Origin of the sequence: Rufibacter sp. XAAS-G3-1, assembly GCF_013623775.1 — a bacterium.
Lineage (GTDB): Bacteria > Bacteroidota > Bacteroidia > Cytophagales > Hymenobacteraceae > Nibribacter.
The window spans coordinates 419,022-436,508 of the sequence record NZ_JABFAM010000007.1 but is presented as its reverse complement, the minus strand read 5'-3'; the positions used below and the strand labels follow the sequence as shown (position 1 = coordinate 436,508).

At 46.6% G+C, this 17,487-nt stretch carries 16 protein-coding genes; all 16 read right to left on the bottom strand.

Features of this window, described 5'->3' with window-relative positions:
- Positions 1–4 precede the first annotated feature (4 nt).
- The 16 genes from HHO50_RS10310 to HHO50_RS10235 are packed head-to-tail and all read right to left on the bottom strand — an operon-like array spanning position 5 to position 16,382.
- A complete protein-coding gene (locus HHO50_RS10310) occupies positions 5–247 on the bottom strand; it encodes a hypothetical protein (protein WP_181305929.1) in 243 nt (80 codons plus the stop codon).
- Positions 248–296: 49 nt separating this feature from the next.
- Positions 297–845 carry a DUF420 domain-containing protein gene (locus HHO50_RS10305; protein WP_181305928.1) on the bottom strand — a complete coding sequence of 183 codons (549 nt, stop codon included), beginning with the start codon at positions 843–845 and terminating at the stop codon, positions 297–299.
- On the bottom strand, positions 835–1,494 hold the full coding sequence (locus tag HHO50_RS10300; protein WP_181305927.1) for an SCO family protein: 660 nt from the start codon (positions 1,492–1,494) through the stop codon (positions 835–837). Before HHO50_RS10300 ends, HHO50_RS10305 begins: the two co-directional genes overlap by 11 nt.
- A complete protein-coding gene (locus HHO50_RS10295) occupies positions 1,494–1,841 on the bottom strand; it encodes a cytochrome C oxidase subunit IV family protein (RefSeq protein ID WP_181305926.1) in 348 nt (115 codons plus the stop codon). The genes HHO50_RS10300 and HHO50_RS10295 overlap by 1 nt, the downstream gene beginning before the upstream one ends.
- A 28-nt stretch (positions 1,842–1,869) precedes the next feature.
- Positions 1,870–2,616, bottom strand: a complete 747-nt coding sequence (locus HHO50_RS10290) for a cytochrome c oxidase subunit 3 (protein WP_181305925.1) — start codon at positions 2,614–2,616, stop codon at positions 1,870–1,872.
- A 16-nt stretch (positions 2,617–2,632) separates the two neighbouring features.
- Entirely contained in the window at positions 2,633–3,208 is a 576-nt protein-coding gene (locus tag HHO50_RS10285; RefSeq protein ID WP_181305924.1) for a cytochrome c oxidase subunit 3, read from the bottom strand.
- Between the two features lie 17 nt (positions 3,209–3,225).
- Positions 3,226–4,122, bottom strand: coding sequence for a heme o synthase (gene cyoE, locus HHO50_RS10280; protein WP_255478675.1), 897 nt, complete (start codon positions 4,120–4,122; stop codon positions 3,226–3,228).
- 8 nt (positions 4,123–4,130) lie between these two features.
- Positions 4,131–5,207, bottom strand: a complete 1,077-nt coding sequence (locus HHO50_RS10275; protein ID WP_181305923.1) for a heme A synthase — start codon at positions 5,205–5,207, stop codon at positions 4,131–4,133.
- A 2-nt stretch (positions 5,208–5,209) separates the two neighbouring features.
- The gene (locus tag HHO50_RS10270; protein WP_181305922.1) at positions 5,210–7,036 is read right to left on the bottom strand and encodes a cbb3-type cytochrome c oxidase subunit I; all 1,827 of its coding nucleotides are present in this window, start codon (positions 7,034–7,036) and stop codon (positions 5,210–5,212) included.
- 23 nt (positions 7,037–7,059) lie between these two features.
- Positions 7,060–8,124, bottom strand: a complete 1,065-nt coding sequence (locus HHO50_RS10265; protein ID WP_181305921.1) for a cytochrome c oxidase subunit II — start codon at positions 8,122–8,124, stop codon at positions 7,060–7,062.
- A gap of 24 nt (positions 8,125–8,148) precedes the next feature.
- Positions 8,149–9,426 (bottom strand): quinol:cytochrome C oxidoreductase, encoded by a 1,278-nt coding sequence (locus HHO50_RS10260; RefSeq protein ID WP_219921504.1) that lies wholly within the window; start codon positions 9,424–9,426, stop codon positions 8,149–8,151.
- Between the two features lie 20 nt (positions 9,427–9,446).
- Positions 9,447–10,157: a cytochrome c gene (locus HHO50_RS10255; protein ID WP_181305920.1), complete on the bottom strand. Its 711-nt coding sequence runs from the start codon at positions 10,155–10,157 to the stop codon at positions 9,447–9,449.
- Complete coding sequence (locus HHO50_RS10250; RefSeq protein WP_181305919.1) at positions 10,157–10,681, bottom strand: DUF3341 domain-containing protein; 525 nt, start codon at positions 10,679–10,681, stop codon at positions 10,157–10,159. The genes HHO50_RS10255 and HHO50_RS10250 overlap by 1 nt, the downstream gene beginning before the upstream one ends.
- Positions 10,674–12,095, bottom strand: a complete 1,422-nt coding sequence (nrfD, locus tag HHO50_RS10245) for an NrfD/PsrC family molybdoenzyme membrane anchor subunit (RefSeq protein ID WP_181305918.1) — start codon at positions 12,093–12,095, stop codon at positions 10,674–10,676. The genes HHO50_RS10250 and nrfD overlap by 8 nt, the downstream gene beginning before the upstream one ends.
- Before the next feature lie 18 nt (positions 12,096–12,113).
- A complete protein-coding gene (locus HHO50_RS10240; RefSeq protein WP_181305917.1) occupies positions 12,114–15,122 on the bottom strand; it encodes a TAT-variant-translocated molybdopterin oxidoreductase in 3,009 nt (1,002 codons plus the stop codon).
- Between the two features lie 36 nt (positions 15,123–15,158).
- Positions 15,159–16,382 carry a c-type cytochrome gene (locus HHO50_RS10235; protein ID WP_181305916.1) on the bottom strand — a complete coding sequence of 408 codons (1,224 nt, stop codon included), beginning with the start codon at positions 16,380–16,382 and terminating at the stop codon, positions 15,159–15,161.
- Between the last annotated feature and the right edge of the window lie 1,105 nt (positions 16,383–17,487).

The following is a 17,487-nucleotide window of genomic DNA, read 5'->3' as shown; positions in this document are numbered from 1 at the left end:
CCCACTATTTTTTCCGGCTGTACTTATACCAGAAAAACCCCACGCACCCGGCAATCACGTACGGAATAGCCATCAGGTAGAGAATTCCTTTGTTCAAGCCATTGGCAATGCTGTCACCAGACTCATTGCTGGAAGATTGAACCGAAGCGGTACACATAGCACATTGGGCTTGTACGGGTTCAGCCTGCAGCGCTAGAAGCACCATTAAGCAAAGGGCACCCAGCCAAAAAATATGTTTCTTCTTCATCTCTCTCGCCTTAACTCTCTTTTATGAACACCTTTGTCACCGTAAAGTTTCAACTATAATACGGCGAAATCATCAGGTACACGACTACACCGGTAATAGCCACGTACAGCCACAGCGGGAACGTCCATCTGGAAACCTTCCGGTGCCGCACGTACTGCTCAGACACCGCGAAATAAACCGATAACAGCACCAGCGGCACAATGATCGCGGCCAGAATAATGTGCGTGATCAGAATAAAATAATAGAGGAGTTTGATGGTTCCCTCCCCCCCGAACGACGTTGGCGCGGCCTGATAATGGTACGTCACATACGAAATCAGGAAAAAGGCCGAAAGCACAAATGCCGTGGTCATGGCAAAACGGTGCCCCCGCCGGTTCTGACGCTTGATCTGGTAATACCCAACCATTAGGGCAAGAGCCGTAAGCGAGTTGAGCACCGCGTGCAGCTTAGGTAAGAAAGAAACGTCCAGGTCACCCAGTTTCCCGGTTTGCGGCATGAACAGCAGAAATGCCACCAGCAGTGGCACTATAACTGAAAGTACGGCAATAATGATCAGGTAACGAGTATCGTTGGGGTTGCCTATGGCTTTATTTTCCATTGTCAATGTTGTACTCAGAAAGGAGTACGTTAATCTCTGTAATCAATCTGTCAACGTCGGCAGGGTCGGTTCCATTGTAGATTCCCCTCACCTGTTTTTCCTTGTCTACCAGAAAAAGACGCTTATCCTGTTCAGAAGATGTGTCTTGGGAGGGTAAATAAAATGCTTGGGCTACCCTCTGGAGCTGTTCTTTTGGCCCCGTCAGGAAAATCCACTTAGTAGGCTCGGCCCTGAAACTCTCTGCGTACTGTTTGAGCACCTCGGGCGTATCTTTCTCCGGGTGAATGGTATAGGACAAGATTCTTACGTCCGGCCTCAGTCTGAACGCATCCTGCACTCTGGAGAGTTGCGTGCTCATCTGTTTACATGGCACACCGCAGGAAGTATCAAAGAAGTTGGCCACGTAGATTTTCCCTTCCAGCTCTTGCTGCGAGAAAGGAACCCCGTTTTGAGAAATGAGGCGGAAATCAGGCACTTGATGGTAGGTGGTATCATACCGCCACTGCCCCTCTACCATAGTAGAATCTACCGTAGCCGGAAAATAAGTTCGGAGTGAAAATCTATTCACTCCGAACATCTTCAGAAACAAAAACGCCAGTACGGGCAACAACAAAAGTGTACCCAATACCAGCGCCTTTTTGGGACTCATTAATCGAAGTAATTGAAAACAGACTCTCCGTAGAAAGTACCTTCTACCAATAAGGCTACCAGTAACCAAATCAATAACACCGTAGGTACCAACACTGCCCAGATGAGGCCTTTGGTTTCATGCTTCAAGTGCATGAATTCAGCTACTATGTAAAATGCCTTGAAAAGGGTAAGGCCAATGAAGATTGCGTTACGCAGAGAACCGGGCTCCATCATGAAAGCGAACGCGAATTCAATGGCGGTTAACCCGCAGAGAATAAAGAACGTCTTCCAGATAACTCTTGTCTGCGGCTTTGGTATTTCACCAGAGTGGGCAAACTCGTCAGTATGATGTGAATGCGATGCCATGTCTATTCCGTTTTAATCAATTCAACAATTACACTAAGTAGAAGAAGGTGAACACAAATACCCACACTAAGTCTACAAAGTGCCAGTAAAGACCTACTTTCTCCACCATTTCATAGTGTCCTCTTCTGTGGTAAACCCCGTTCACGGTATTGATGAAAATCATGATCAACAATACTACCCCACTGAATACGTGCGTGCCGTGGAAACCCGTGATGAAGAAGAACAGATCTGCAAACAAGGGTGGCCCATATTGGTTTACGATCAGATTGGCCCCATGGATTACACTGCCGTCTGCCAGCTTCATTCCTTCCTCTGTACCAGCAATAAAGTGAGACCACTCCCATGCCTGGCAGCCAAGGAACATTGACCCAAACAAGATCGTCCACAACAACCATTTCTGCACATCGTTTTTATCCATTCTGTGTCCTGCTTCCACCGCCAAGACCATGGTCACGGAAGAAAGAATGAGAATCATGGTCATTAAGGCAACAAACGCCAGTGGCCAGTCTACCCCATGGAACCCAGGGAAGGCATTGAAAACTTTATCTGGGATTGGCCACCATTCCGTGGAAAAAGTGAACGCGTCAGCTGTTCCTTCATAGGCTCTGTGCCGATGACGGGCCAAACCATAGGTTGTAAGAAAAGCCCCAAAGGTGAAGGTGTCTGATAAGAGGAAAAACCACATCATCAGTTTACCATAACTTACCTTGAAAGGCTCGTTCCCTCCATCCCAGGTGCCGGTGTTCGGCTGCTCAAAGGTTGTTGTTTGCGACATATGTGTTACAGGATTATTAATGGTTCAAAACTAAGAATACGTATAAGTAGATCCAAAGGGCCCCTAAGAAGTGCCAGTAAATGGTGCACAGTTCAATACGGGTCAAATTCCTGGAATGCACTTTGTAGCTGAGGGCCGAAATTACTACAATAATTAGAAAAATTAACCCCGTGACCAAGTGAAATGCGTGCACACCGGTTAATACATAAAGAAAAGAACCAGATGGATTAGCCGTGCTTCCTCCAAAAAAGACATTGTTGCGCACCAGTTCTCCCCATCCCTGCCATTGCCCAATAAGAAAAGCAGTACCGGCCAGAATGGTTAGCACCAAAGCGATCTTCAGGTTCTTCAGGTTGTCGCGCTTGGCAGAGACGTACGCCCACTGCATAAAGATACTGCTCAGCACCAGCACTACCGTATTGAGCAATAAGATCCATGGCAAGTCAAACTCAAGCCAGTTTCCTTCTTCACGGCGCACAATGTAGGCACTGGTGAAAGCTGCAAACATCATGACAATGCTTACTATTAATAAGATCAGCATGAACTTCAAGGGATTCACCCGTCGTTGCTCTGCCTGTATTTCGGGATTCATTATCATTCCTAACTCCTTTATAAGCTGTCTACCACAAACGCAATCTGCACAATAGGCAAGTATAAAAACGAACCAAACATGATGTTCATGGCTGCCCTTTTAGAGCAGGTATGCATGAGATAGAACGTCTGCATCAAAAATAAAACACCACATACTACCGCTATAAAAGCAGAGGTTTTCCCTGCCATCCCAAACTGCATGGGCAGCAAGCCCAGCGGAATAAGCAGTAACGTGTAGATCATGATCTGGATGGCGGTTTTCAGGTTCTTGCCCCCGGCCATGGGTAACATCCTGAATCCGGCTTTCTTGTAATCATCGTCCAGCACCCAGGCAATGGCCCAGAAATGCGGGAATTGCCAGATAAACTGAATTCCAAATAGTATCCAGGCCTCTACTCCTATATAACCGGTTCCGGCTACCCAACCAATAAGGGGCGGTAAACCACCGGGTATTGCTCCTACAAATACACAGATAGGAGAAAGCCGCTTCAAGGGTGTATAGAAGAAGCCGTACAGAAGCAGCGATAGAAAGGACAAGGCGGCCGCTAGCCAGTTGAAATACAATCCCAATAACCCTACGCCAGCCAGACAGAGCAAGACACAATAGATAATTGCTTCCTGCACAGAAACCGCGCCGGTAGGGAGAGGACGCTTAGCGGTTCTCTTCATCAACTTATCCAGGTCTTTCTCTAAAATCTGGTTGATGATATTGGCAGAACCGGTTACTAATAAACCACCCAGTATCACAAAAGCAGTATCCATCCAGGCAGCATCAGGTCTGCCTAAGAGAAAGCCAATTGCACTGGAGAAAGCTACCGTGGCGGAAAGCCTGAACTTCAAAAGTTGAAAATAAGCGGTTGCTTTACTCATAGCCGATGATGCCTGGGCACTGGAAGTTACGTCTTGTACGTACATAAACGTGTTTATGCCACCAATTCGGGTGTAGGTTGATTAGGTTTCTGAGCGTAATAATACATCATGAGCAGCAGAAATTGCAGCCCAAACAAAAGGGTTCCAAACAGTAAATGAAGCGGTTGCGCAAAAGCGGGCAGTGCCAGATAAGCGAGCACGATCCCTAAAAGAATCTCCGCTGCAATTACCCCTAGTATAGACTTCACAATCATCATCAGGCTTGGGTTCCCTAGCTTCTTCACAGAAAAATACAGCCCCACATTAAGAAGAACCAGCAAGATTGAAAGCGAACGGTGCACGTAAAACGAGGTGCCTAATTGCTCAATCCAGGTTTCTCTCGCTTGATTATTCAAATCAAAGGCTACCAGATCTACCTCCTCTCTTACCTGGGTTCCAATGATTACTTGCACAAAAGTAATGGCAAGCACGGCTACCAATAAGAACTTTAAGCTGCCAGAGGCGAGTGCAAAATGACCATACAATTTCTCGCGTTGGACTCTCACGACAATGTAGATCAGAAAAGCCAACAGTACCAAAGCCAGCGCCATGTGCAACGTTACCATCTCTGGAAGCAGGTTGGTTGATACCACAAGTGAACCAAGCCATCCCTGGAAAAGAACCAGCACAAAAGAGGCAACTGCTCCCCAGAAAATCTTTGGGTCTGTTTTAAGAAAGGGAAACGAGTAAAGAACTGTCAAAAAAATCAATAGCCCTATTACCACTCCTACCAATCTATTCACATATTCAATCCAAGTTTTAGTGGCATTGAATTCCGTCTCTATGTACTGAGACGGATGAGCAAAAATTTTCTGGGCAACTTCAGCAAAGCCAATCTCCTGAAGAACTCTGCCTATTCGTTCATTCTTCTGAATCCGCTTTTCTTTGTATACCTCCAGGTAATCAGAAGGTAACTGTTCTAAACTAGTGGGGGGGACCCATGATCCGAAACACTTCGGCCAGTCTGGGCACCCCATCCCGGAACCTGTGCTGCGAACGATCCCCCCTACTAAGATTAAAATATAAACCGAAGCAATAGTAAGTACTCCTATACGCTTAAACCTTTTATCAATAAAAGATTTATCTCTCATTACTATTCAGTGTCTCTCTCATGCGGCAAGTTAGATGACTGCGTCTGAGAGTAAGGTACGTTCTGCGGAATAAAATCTTGAGGCGCACCTGGTTTGCTATAGTCATAAGGCCATCTGTACACCACTGGTAGCGGACCTGGCCAGTTACCGTGGCCCGGGTTCACTGGGGTTGTCCATTCCAATGTATTTGATTTCCATGGGTTTTCGGTGGCTCTTCTGCCTCTGAAAATGCTGTAGAAGAAATTAAATAAAAAGATGAACTGGGCAGCAAACGCTATAATGGCGGCTACGGTAATGAACGTGTTCATGTCCATGAACTTGTTGAAAGTCTCAAATCCAGTCCAGGAATAATATCTTCTCGGGAAACCAGCTATCCCAATATAGTGCATCGGCATAAAGATCAGGTACACGCCCACAAAGGTAATCCAGAAGTGCACGTAGCCTAGTTTCTCATCAATCATGCGACCAAACATCTTAGGGAACCAGTGGTACACCCCGGCAAACATACCGAAGAACGCGGCACTCCCCATTACCAAGTGGAAGTGAGCCACCACAAAGTACGTATCGTGTAACTGAATGTCCAGAGCAGAGTTACCTAAGATGATACCTGTTACCCCCCCAGAGATAAACAGGGACACGAAAGCAACGGAGAACAGCATGGCTGGGGTGAAATTGATATTACCCCGCCAGAGCGTAGCCAGCCAGTTAAATACTTTCACCGCTGACGGTACTGCAATAATCAACGTTAGGAACATGAAGACAGAACCTAAGAAAGGGTTCATCCCAGAAACGAACATGTGGTGGGCCCATACAATAAAGGAAAGCAGGGAAATACCTAGCATTGATCCAATCATGGCGCGGTATCCGAAGATAGGCTTACGGGCGTTGGTCGCAATCACCTCAGAAACGATACCAAACGTTGGCAGAATCACTATGTACACTTCAGGGTGACCTAAGAACCAGAATAAGTGCTGGAACAATACAGGGCTACCACCAGTATTCGTCAATGCTTCACCAGCCACATAGATATCAGACAAGAAGAAGCTGGTACCAAAAGAGCGGTCAAAAATCAACAGCAAAGCGGCAGACAACAGCACGGGGAAGGCTAACAAGCCTAATACAGCTGTCAGGAAAAATGCCCAGATGGTTAAAGGCAGCTTAGTCATGGATAAACCACGCGTTCGCATGTTGATGACGGTGGTAATATAGTTTACTCCTCCTAACAACTGTGACACAATGAAAAGCGCCATACTTATTAACCACATGGTCATACCGGTTCCTGAGCCTGCTATTGCCTGTGGCAAAGCACTTAACGGCGGGTATACCGTCCATCCACCACCGGCGGGGCCAGTTTCTAAGAACAAAGAGTAAAACATGATCACACTGGCCACAAAGAAAAACCAGAAGGACAGCATGTTCATAAAGCCGGAGGCCATGTCACGGGCTCCAATCTGCAACGGAATTAAGAAGTTACTGAAAGTACCACTTAACCCGGCAGTAAGCACGAAGAATACCATGATGGTTCCGTGCATGGTGACCAAGGCCAGATAAAACTCTGGATTAAGCTTTCCTCCGTCTACCCACTTACCCAGAAGTGGCTCCATGAAAGTGAACGTAGCCTCTGGAAAACCAAGCTGCATCCGGAACAAGCTGGAGAGAAGCCCTCCAATGATTGCCCAGAAAATACCTGCGAACAAGAATTGCTTCGCAATTACTTTATGATCCTGGCTAAAGATGTACTTCTCTAGGAAGCTCTGATCATGATGATCATCATGATGATCGTCATGTTCTAAGTGAACATCTTTATGTAAAATATCAGTACTAGACATACAATACTTTTAAAAGATTATAATTATTGTTTTGATGCAGATGCAATTGCTCCTGCGGCACCAGAAGTGGAATTCACAGCCACAGCGGCGGTGCTGTCAGCAGGTGCTGCCTGTAACTGAGTCGAGAAAGTTTTCTTCTGTTGGCTAGCCACCCATTTCTGATACTCTTCGGGCTCATCTACAATCATCGTCATCTTCATGGCGAAGTGACCACGACCACATACTTCTGTACACGCTAACTCATACTGAAAATTCGCGTTTCCAGTTTCTGACTGCATTTCAGAAGTAGTTTTTGTAGGAATGAACCAAAATGAAGTAGGCATACCGGGTACAGCATCCATCTTCACCCGGAAGTGAGGCAAGAATACGCTGTGAATGACGTCTCTGGCTCTGATTTTCAATAACACCGGAGTTCCTTTTGGCACGTGGAACGCACTTGGTTCTCCCGGGAAATCGTCTTTTGCGTTCTGGTCATTCAAATCAAGACCGAACTCGTTAGTGGCATCAATCAAGGTGTGCTTCACGTGACCTAGCTTGTTATCGGCACCAGGGTAGCGAACCAGCCAGTTGAACTGTTTTCCCATTATTTCCACCACTACGGCGTTCTCTGGCGCAGGGCTGGTGATTTTGGCCCAGGTTTTCCATCCTGAAAACACTAACAGAGCCATCACGACCGCTGGAATAACCGTCCAGATAATCTCTATTTTATTATTATGTGGATAGTAGTATGCTCTCTTACTTTCTTGGTGCTGATACTTATAAGAGTAAATAAACAACAAGATGTGAGTCAGGGCGAATACGAATCCAATCACCGCCATGGTCAGCCAGAACATGCTGTCAATGTCTACACCATGCACAGAAGCAATTGGAAGAACCATATCATCCCATGAATCCATGAAAGACCAGACAAAAAGGGCTCCCATAACGAAGAGAAAAACCAGCATTAGTATGGCATTCACTTTATTGCTCTTACCAATGTCACGTCTATAGCTCCCTTTGAAGATAGAAGCCAATACCTGGATCCTAAATAAAAGGTATAGGACGACCAGTAAAAGGAGGATTGATAGTGCTACTACAATTGTAATCATTATCCGTATCTTTAAATGTAAGTCTTAAACGTGGTGGTGAATACTTTCTTCCAGGAACGGATGGTTTACAGGAACCAACGAGGCCTTGCTTAATTCTTTTGTGAATCTCAGCAAGAAGATACCCAGGAAGGTTAATGCCGTACCAACCTCAATTAGCCCAAAGCCACTCTCTCCGCGCATCGTTCCAGGCATGATCATCAAATAGAAGTCAAACCAGTGACCAATAAGGATAGCGATACACACGATCTTTAGCATGATCATTTGACGCTTTGCATCTCTTGTCATTAAAACCAGGAAAGGGAACGCAAAGTTTATAACAAGGTTAAAGAAGAAAATCCATGTATAATGGTTGTTGTTCCCTCCTAGACGCTCCTGGAAATAGATTACTTCTTCTGGTATGTTGGCGTACCAGTAAAGCATGAACTGAGAGAACCAGATATACGTCCAGAAAATACTGAAACCAAACAGGAACTTTCCTAAATCATGCAAGTGGTTAGAAGTAACCATCTTCATGTAGCCCATTTGCTTTAGGAAAATGATGGTCAATGTAATAGCAGCCAGGCCAGAAACCCACCAGCTTGCAAATACATACCATCCAAACATGGTACTGAACCAGTGTGTGTCAATTGACAAAACCCAATCCCAGGCAGACATAGAGGAAGTAACCCCAAAAACAACCAGGAAAGTAGCTCCTAATCTAATGCTTTTATTATAGTGATCTAAACCGCCGTTCAAATCCTCAGCCATTGATTCTTTTCTCAACCACTTGAAGAACAAGAACCATAAGGTGAAATAAGCGACCATTCTAATCACATAGAACGGAATGTTCAAGTAACCGCTTTTACCAACAATGATTGGATCATAATTCGGGTTTCCTACTTCATGAACAGAATGATCTGTCCAGTGGAACAAGGTGTTATGTCCGGTGAAAATGATTGGTAGTAAGAATACCAATAACATAATCACTCCACCCACTAACAAATAGCTTCCTAACGCTTCCGGAACACGCTTTATCAATACGGACCAGCCCGCATAAGCTACATATTGAATGGCTACGAATAACACTCCTACAACGGCAATACCAGTAAAGTACACGTTGTTCAGCCAGAGGTTAGCTAGTAAGCGCTGTCCCCAGCCAGCGGCATGATGTCCTGCCGCTGCCCCGTGTGCTTCTCCATGTCCTCCGCTGAAATTTGCAGCGATGATAAGACCGGCTACTAAGAGTACCAACCCAATAGCTATCATGTAGAAGAACCGCTTGGTGGCTCCTGCAGGGATACTTAGTCTTTCTTCAGTTATCATTTCTAAAATACCTTTTTAGGTTAGTTACGCGTGTCCTTGGTTGGGTCTGCCGTAGTACCTGTTACTGGATTTGTATTCTCGGTCGTACTTGCGCCAGCTGGAGCATCGGTAGATTGAGAGCCTGTATCTGTCGCATCAGCTCCGCTGGCATCTGTGATGCCCTTTTGCAACTGCTGCACATACATGGCAATCTTCCAACGTTCCTGTGGATTCACCTGGGTTCCGTGGGGCATCATACGTCCACGGCCATTTGTGATCACGTGAAAGATATGGCCTGCAGGTAAGGTCACGTAACGTCCTTGGGCAAAGTTTGGCACCCCTTTGAACTTGGCTCCTACTAGTCCATCGCCCTGACCTGTTTCCCCGTGGCACGGCGAACAGAAGCGGAGGTAAAGTGTCTTGCCTTCTTCAATGTTTTGTGTGCTTCTGGCTATAGGGTTCACCAGTTCACGGCCTGCTGCTTCAGCACTATCTTTGGAAATATGGATGTAATACCCAAGTTTCCCTCTTGCGATAGTATTAGCCGCTGGAACCCGCATGTTCAACCCACCTGGATTGATGGCGTTTTTATTGTCCGCTAACTGCTTCAGTGGCTCATATGAGACGGGATAATACATATCCGGTGCGTACTCAAGCCCAGGGTCCTGATCGTTATTGCCACAAGAAGCAAGAAGAGCAGAAGAGAAAAGAATCAAGGAGGCCTTTGCCCCTGTTCTAAAGAAATTGTCCATTATTTAACTACCTCCTTCTCGTTAACTTCAATAGCCCCGTTTGAACGGAGAAGATCATTCAATTTACTGATATCAGTCCCTTCTTTCAACTCAATTGCCATCACGTATTTGTCATCTGTAGACCGCACATCCATTACCGGTACTTTCAAGGTAGGACGTAAGCCACTTATGATGAAGAACGTAATTACCATCCCAAAAGCCGCAAAAAGTACCGTTAACTCAAAGGTTACCGGAATAAAGCTTGGCAATGCAATGTGTGGCTTTCCACCAATAATCATTGGCCAGTCAAACCCCAGCATGTAAATTTGCATCCAGAGGGCGAATGACGTCCCGCAAAGCCCACAGAAGAAGGCTACGATGGGTAGTCTGGAGCGCTGGATTCCTAACACATCATCAATTCCGTGAATAGGGTAGGGTGAGAATACATCGTAGATCTTAGTGCCTGCCGCGCGCGTTTTTTCAATGGCGTCCAGCAGCACATCCTCGTCTTCAAATACACCGAGTATATATTTCTTACTAGTCATGTTTGTGAGAGTTATTAGGTGCTGTGCCATGCAAGGATGCGCCAGGGTTATGCGTGTGGCTCACCCCAGAAGATGACTTCAAAATAGATTTCACTTCGGCCATGTTCACCACCGGGAAGAACTTGGCGAAAAGAAGGAACAAGGTGAAGAACAAGCCTATGGTTCCTACATATACTCCCACATCAATGCTGGTTGGGGAGAACATTACCCAGCTAGATGGTAAGAAGTCACGGTGCAGAGATGTCACGATGATCACGAAGCGTTCAAACCACATCCCTATGTTTACGAAGATGGAAATGATGAACGTAGCGGTTAAGCTCCGGCGGATTGATCTGAACCAGAAAAGCTGCGGTGTGATTACGTTACAGGTCATCATAGACCAGTAAGCCCACCAGTATGGGCCGGTTGCCCGGTTGATGAACGCGTACTGCTCATACTCTACCCCTGAATACCAGGCGATGAAAAACTCTGTGATATATGCCACCCCTACAATAGAACCCGTTAAGGTGATTACCTTGTTCATGGACTCTACGTGCTCTAACGTGATGTAATCTTCCAGTTTGAACACTTTGCGGGTAATGATCATCAACGTCAATACCATCGCGAAACCGGAGAAGATCGCACCTGCCACGAAGTAAGGGGGGAAAATAGTGGTGTGCCAACCTGGAATCACGGAGGTGGCAAAGTCCATAGATACAATGGTGTGTACCGAAAGTACCAGTGGGGTAGCCAGACCAGCCAGGATCAGGGAAACGGTCTCATAGCGTGACCAGTGTTTGGCAGAGCCTGTCCAATTCATGCTTAACAAAGCATAGGCTCTGCGCGCGATGGGCCCGGTAGCTCTGTCACGAATGGTAGCAAAGTCCGGGATCAAACCAATGTACCAGAAAACAAGAGACACAGAGAAATAGGTACTGATCGCGAACACGTCCCAAAGAAGCGGGGAGTTGAAGTTCACCCACAGGGAACCAAACGTGTTAGGAAGCGGCAATACCCAGTACGCCAGCCAAGGACGGCCCATGTGCAGTACCGGGAACATGGCCGCGCAGATTACCGCAAAAATGGTCATCGCCTCAGCGGCGCGGTTGATGGAGGTTCTCCATTTCTGACGGAACAACAGCAAGATAGCGGAGATGAGAGTACCGGCGTGGCCAATACCCACCCACCATACGAAGTTGGTGATGTCCCATGCCCAACCTACCGTTTTATTCAAGCCCCACTCCCCTATACCAAACCACAGGGTACGGTATACGGAGTAGAGAAAGACACCTAGAAAAACCAGAGAAACCCCCAGGGCCATCATCCAGCGCACATTCGGCTTGGCTTCCACCTGCCGGCATACGTCTTCCGTGATGTCTGCATAAGTTTTACCCCCAGTTACTAAGGGCTCTCTTATCGGAGATACGTGCTGCATATATCTTTTTGAGTTAAATTAAGCTTGGTTTCTGATTTTGGTTAAGTAAGTCACGTTGGGTTGAGTGTTCAACTCTTCCAGTACGTGGAAAGCACGCTCACCTTGCTCGCGTTTCAAAATTTGTGATACCTGGCTGTTTGGATCCAGCATATCTCCAAAGATGATGGCGTTGGTTGGACAAGCCTGCGCACATGCGGTCACGATTTCACCATCAACCGGACGGCGGCTTTCTTTCTTCGCCTCTAATTTACCATATTGAATACGCTGAACGCAGAAAGAACATTTCTCCATCACCCCGCGTGAACGTACGGTTACGTCTGGATTCAACACCATTTTGCCGAGGTCGTTGTTCATTTGGTAATCGAACTTCTCGTTGTTGGCGTAGTTGAACCAGTTGAAACGACGTACTTTATACGGGCAGTTGTTTGCGCAATAGCGGGTTCCTACGCAACGGTTATACACCATTTGGTTGATACCTTCTGTGCTGTGCATGGTTGCAGCTACCGGGCATACCGTTTCACATGGCGCGTGGTTACAGTGCTGGCAAAGCATGGGTTGGAAAATAACCGATGGGTTCTCAGAAGGATTCTCCATCTTCTCGAAGCCGCCGTCTTCACGGGTTGCATCACTGCTGTAGTAACGGTCAATACGCAACCAGTGCATCTCGCGACGGTTCAGTACCTCTTGCTTTCCTACTACCGGTACGTTATTTTCTACCTGACAGCTGATGGTACAAGTACCGCAACCAATACAAGAGTTAAGGTCGATGACCATCCCCCAATGGTGGTTCTTGTACTCGTAGTCTTGCCAGAGCGATATCTTCTGAGGCTTTTGCGGCCCGTCTGGAGTAGCGATGCGGATGTATTCAGTGACACTCTTAGGATCTTTCTTGTAGTTTGCAAGGGTGTTTTCCTGCACCACAATACGACCCATTACCGTGTGGTGCGTCTGCGTCTGGGCAATTGGCTTATCAGCACCTACCTTGGTCAGTTCTACCGTGTTGGAGAACAGCAAGCTGTCTCCAGCTACAGCTGCCAACGGATACACGTTTGCTCCTACATTGTTGGCGGCCTGTCCGGCATGCGTACGACCATACCCAATAGCAATAGCGATGGTGTCAGGGGCTTGACCCGGCTGAACAAGAGCTGGCAACTCAATTGATTTGCCTTTCGCTGTTACTCTTACAACATCATTCTGCTCAATCTCTAATCTCTTAGCCGTGGCAGGTGAAATGGCAACATAGTTGTCCCAGGTAGCTTTAGTAGTTGGATCAGACATCTCCTGCAACCATGGGTTGTTGGAATGTTGGCCTGCTCCTATAGCTACTTTCTCATAGATTTCCAGTTCAATGGCATTGCCTCCGGTTCTACCTGCCCTGTTAAGGCTTACCGCAGCAGCGGCTAAGGTCATAGGGGCAGCAGGCGCCGTTGGCTCGTTGGCCCCGGTAGTGCCAGTGGCTACACCATCATGTGCCGCTCTATCCCAGGCGGCACCTCCGCCTACAATACCAGACCAGGTACGCTGAATAACAGTGTAGAAATCAGAAGTAGAGCCAGTCCACTTCAACAATGAATCCTGAGCCTGTCTTGTATTGAAAATAGTGGTAATAGTTGGCTGAGCCAAGCTTAAGAAACCTCTCTTGGGTTCATAGTCATTCCATGACTCTAAGAAGTGGCTGTCTGGGCAAACATAATCCACCAGACTAGCTGTCTCATCTACTCTGTCTGCAAAAGAGATTTTTACACCTACTTTCTTAAGACCATTTACTACTTGTTGGCTAAGTGGGTGATCATATACCGGGTTAGCACCGTAGAAGATCACTGCACCAACGCCACCATTGTTCATGTCATTGATGAGGCGCAACATGCGGGCATCATCTCCCTGACGAACATAGGAAGGGGCAGCGGTATTGATGGTAGTTCCGTTTGCCCCTAAAGCACCATTGATAGCGGTTACCAAGGTTTGAACAGCTGGGTCGTTAGAGTCAGAAACCACCAAGGCACCCCCCCGGTTAGCCAGCAATTCATTGGCGGCGGCATCAATTTGTTTGGCTACTCTGATAGATGGCGCCTGAATAGCGGCTCCACCGGTTCCACCGGCTACTCTGTTATATAAGGCAGCTATGACCGCCCCGTATTCAGAGGGCTTAACAGGCACTCTAACATCAGCGTTAGCACCAGTCATAGACAAAAACGTCTCAAACTGGTAATGACGGGACATAGTTGGCTTGTCAGCGGTTACTTTACGGTTAGTGATGTATTGTCTTGAATACTCTACGGGAGAAATCCAGGTTCCCAGGAAATCAGCGCCAATTGATACAATTACTCTGGCCTTGCTGAAATCATAGCCTGGCACAAGTCCGCCGTTTGCTCTAAGTAATGCAGAAGCAGAATTAGCATCATACGTAACGTGCTCAAAAGCCGGGAACTGAGCGCCGAAATCACGAATCACCGCTTTTGTACTTGGGCTGATGATGGTGTTGGACACCAGAACCACTCTTCCTTGTACCCCGGTTAAGCGGGTGCGGATCTCCTGGTCAATGGTTTTCCACGAAGTTTCCTTCCCTTTGGCAAGTGGCCCTTTCAAGCGGTTATTATCATACAGGCTCAACAAAGATGCCTGTGAACGCGCGTGTGTACCGCCCCCGGTAATTGGGGAAAGGGTGTTCCCCTCTATTTTGATAGGACGGCCTTCCCGGGTTTTCACCAACACCGGGTTGTAGATATCCCCCATGAAATAAGTAGAGGCATACCAATTAGGAATACCTGGCTCTACTTCTTCTGGCTTGTTCAGGTACGGGATAGCTTTACGCACCGGTGCCTCGCAGGAAGCCAGCGTAGCTGCTGCCACACCAAAGCCTAGTAGTTTTAAGAAATCTCGTCTTGGAGCCACTGGGGAAGAGGTATCCCCTTCACTGGTCTCACTTACTGGCAGGAACTCAGGAAACTCGTTATGAGCATGCTTCTGGAATTCCGGAGTATTGTTTAACTCCTCTACCCCTCTCCAGTATTTAATTGTTTCTTGCATATATCTCAAAAACTCAAATTCAGGATATGGAATTAATTAGTAGTGGCACTTAGAACATTCTGTACCACCCTGTGACGCAACCACGAATGCGCCTTTAGATTGCTTCTCATGCAACTTCACTAAGTTGTCATAGTAAGCGTTACCTTCGGTATTAAGAGGGGTATTCCGGTGACAGTCAATACACCAGCCCATGGTCAATGGCGAGTATTGGGCTACCACTTCCATGGTTTCAATAGGGCCATGGCAAGTCTGGCATTCTACGCCACCCACTTTTGTGTGCTGGGAGTGGTTGAAGTATGCCAAATCTGGAAGGTTGTGTACCCGCACCCACTCAATTGGCTTGTTGTTCTCAATTGCACGATAGATTTTCTGGATTTCGGGCGATTCTTTTTTGATCTGGCTATGGCAGTTCATACAGATGTTCGCCGAAGGAATATTGGCACTGGCACTCTTATAGACAGAGGTGTGGCAATAGTTACAGTTGATCTGGTGGTCACCAGCGTGCAGTTTATGGGAGAAAGCGATGGGCTGTCTTGGCGCATAGCCTTGCTGAATACCAACCCCCATTACTTTATCAATGGAAATATCTACCAACACTACTACAAAAATAAGCCCTACAATAATTCTTACCGCTTTAGACTTATAGATATTGGCAAAGTTAGTTCTACGCTCCAGCATCTCTTGCTCAGCCCCGGTTAAATCACCTTTGCTTTTGAGGTAATTCTTAAGAACGGAGGCAATAATCAATAGGGTAATCACCAGCACGATCAACACTACTACCAACACTATTAGCAGAAGGTCTACGGTACCCCCCACATTGCCTACCGCGTCAGTACCCACATTTTGACCTGCCTCTGTGTCTGGCCCGCCAGATGGCGCAGCGGACACCTCTGCCGGGGTGGCACTTTCGCTGGCTATGTAGGCGATAATAGACTTAAGCTCCTCATCAGAGAACGCGAACGCAGGCATCTGCTGCTTGCTGTACTCGTTGAAAATGGCAACCGCATCTTTGTCTCCGCTTTGGATGAGCGCGCTAGGATTCTTGATCCATTTTATGAGCCAGGCCTCTGATCTCCTTTTGTGCACATCATGCAAACCGGGCCCCACCACCACATCTGTTCCCACTGAGTGACACTGGACACAGTTGTTTTTGAAAAGAGTCATGCCGTTGTCAATAACACCGGCGTCTGCACCGCCTCCTGCGCCAGCCGCCGGCGCTGCCGGAGCCGGAGTCACACCAGCCGTCCCTTCAACCCCCATCTCTTGCGTCCCTTGCGCGAAGGCAGATGAAAGGACAAAGAAGATAAAGAGAAAAGGGAGTAGGAAAGTATATTTTGCTCTCTTTTTACAGCTAATCATAGCTAAATTGTAGTGTTTAAGAATAGTGAAAGTACATTACGGCCACAAACTTACTATCCGCACACCATTAATCAAACACAATATTCCTTATTTTAGGGTATTAAAACCCTCTGGCAAAAAGCTGTTTTTCTAGCATAAACCTTTGTTACAGCCTATTTAAGCCCTATTTAGAAACTTTATAAATTACTACTACTATTCAGCAGCAACCAAGAAGACAGTGATCATGCGGTGGTGGGCCAAACTCTTCTACTCTTAATTATTGGTTAAGTTTTATGGTTTAAATCATATTATTTTCTTGCTATATTTTAGCGTATAACTACGTACCCTCCTATAGGTATATAAACTCTACCATAGTATATACCCGCGCCCTCTTTCTTCTTCCTTGCGGAGGATTGATTCATTTTCACTTCTGTGCGGTTCTCTTCTTTCTTCCCCTATCCCTTTGAATACTTCTTCCTGCCCCGGCACTACTCACTCTAAATAGTTCTATCAATCGTTTGTAAGGAGGTTCCGTCGCTTTCATCCCGTTTCTTGCCTCCAAGATCATTTTTAGTTTTACGATTAGGCATCATCCTTTTCGGCAGTCTATGCCCCTTTACAACTATGGTCTATAATAGGATTACTAGGTAGAGTTGTGTAGACTCTATATTAGTAATTGATCTTGTACAGGAGATGATGCGTTTGGGGGCTTTTTTGCGGAAAACGGGCTCAAAACACATCACCTGTGAGGCATCCAAGACCTCACGGGTGTAAAGTAAACTGGCGCGAGTCTCCAGACTCGTCGGAGCCTCCGGCAGGATTGCGTGGTCAGTTGTAGAGCCAAGACAGCACAAAGTTGGCAGGCTACATATATAAACTTTTAGAGCGGTGCCCCTAGTTTTCTGGATACCACCTGTCTCTTATTCCATTAAAGACAGAGCAATTTTTATCAGTGGCTCTCCCCTTTTAATTGGTTTGCAGTTTTCCCTTAATTTCTAAAAAACAGCGTTAAAACAGTCTTGGAGTA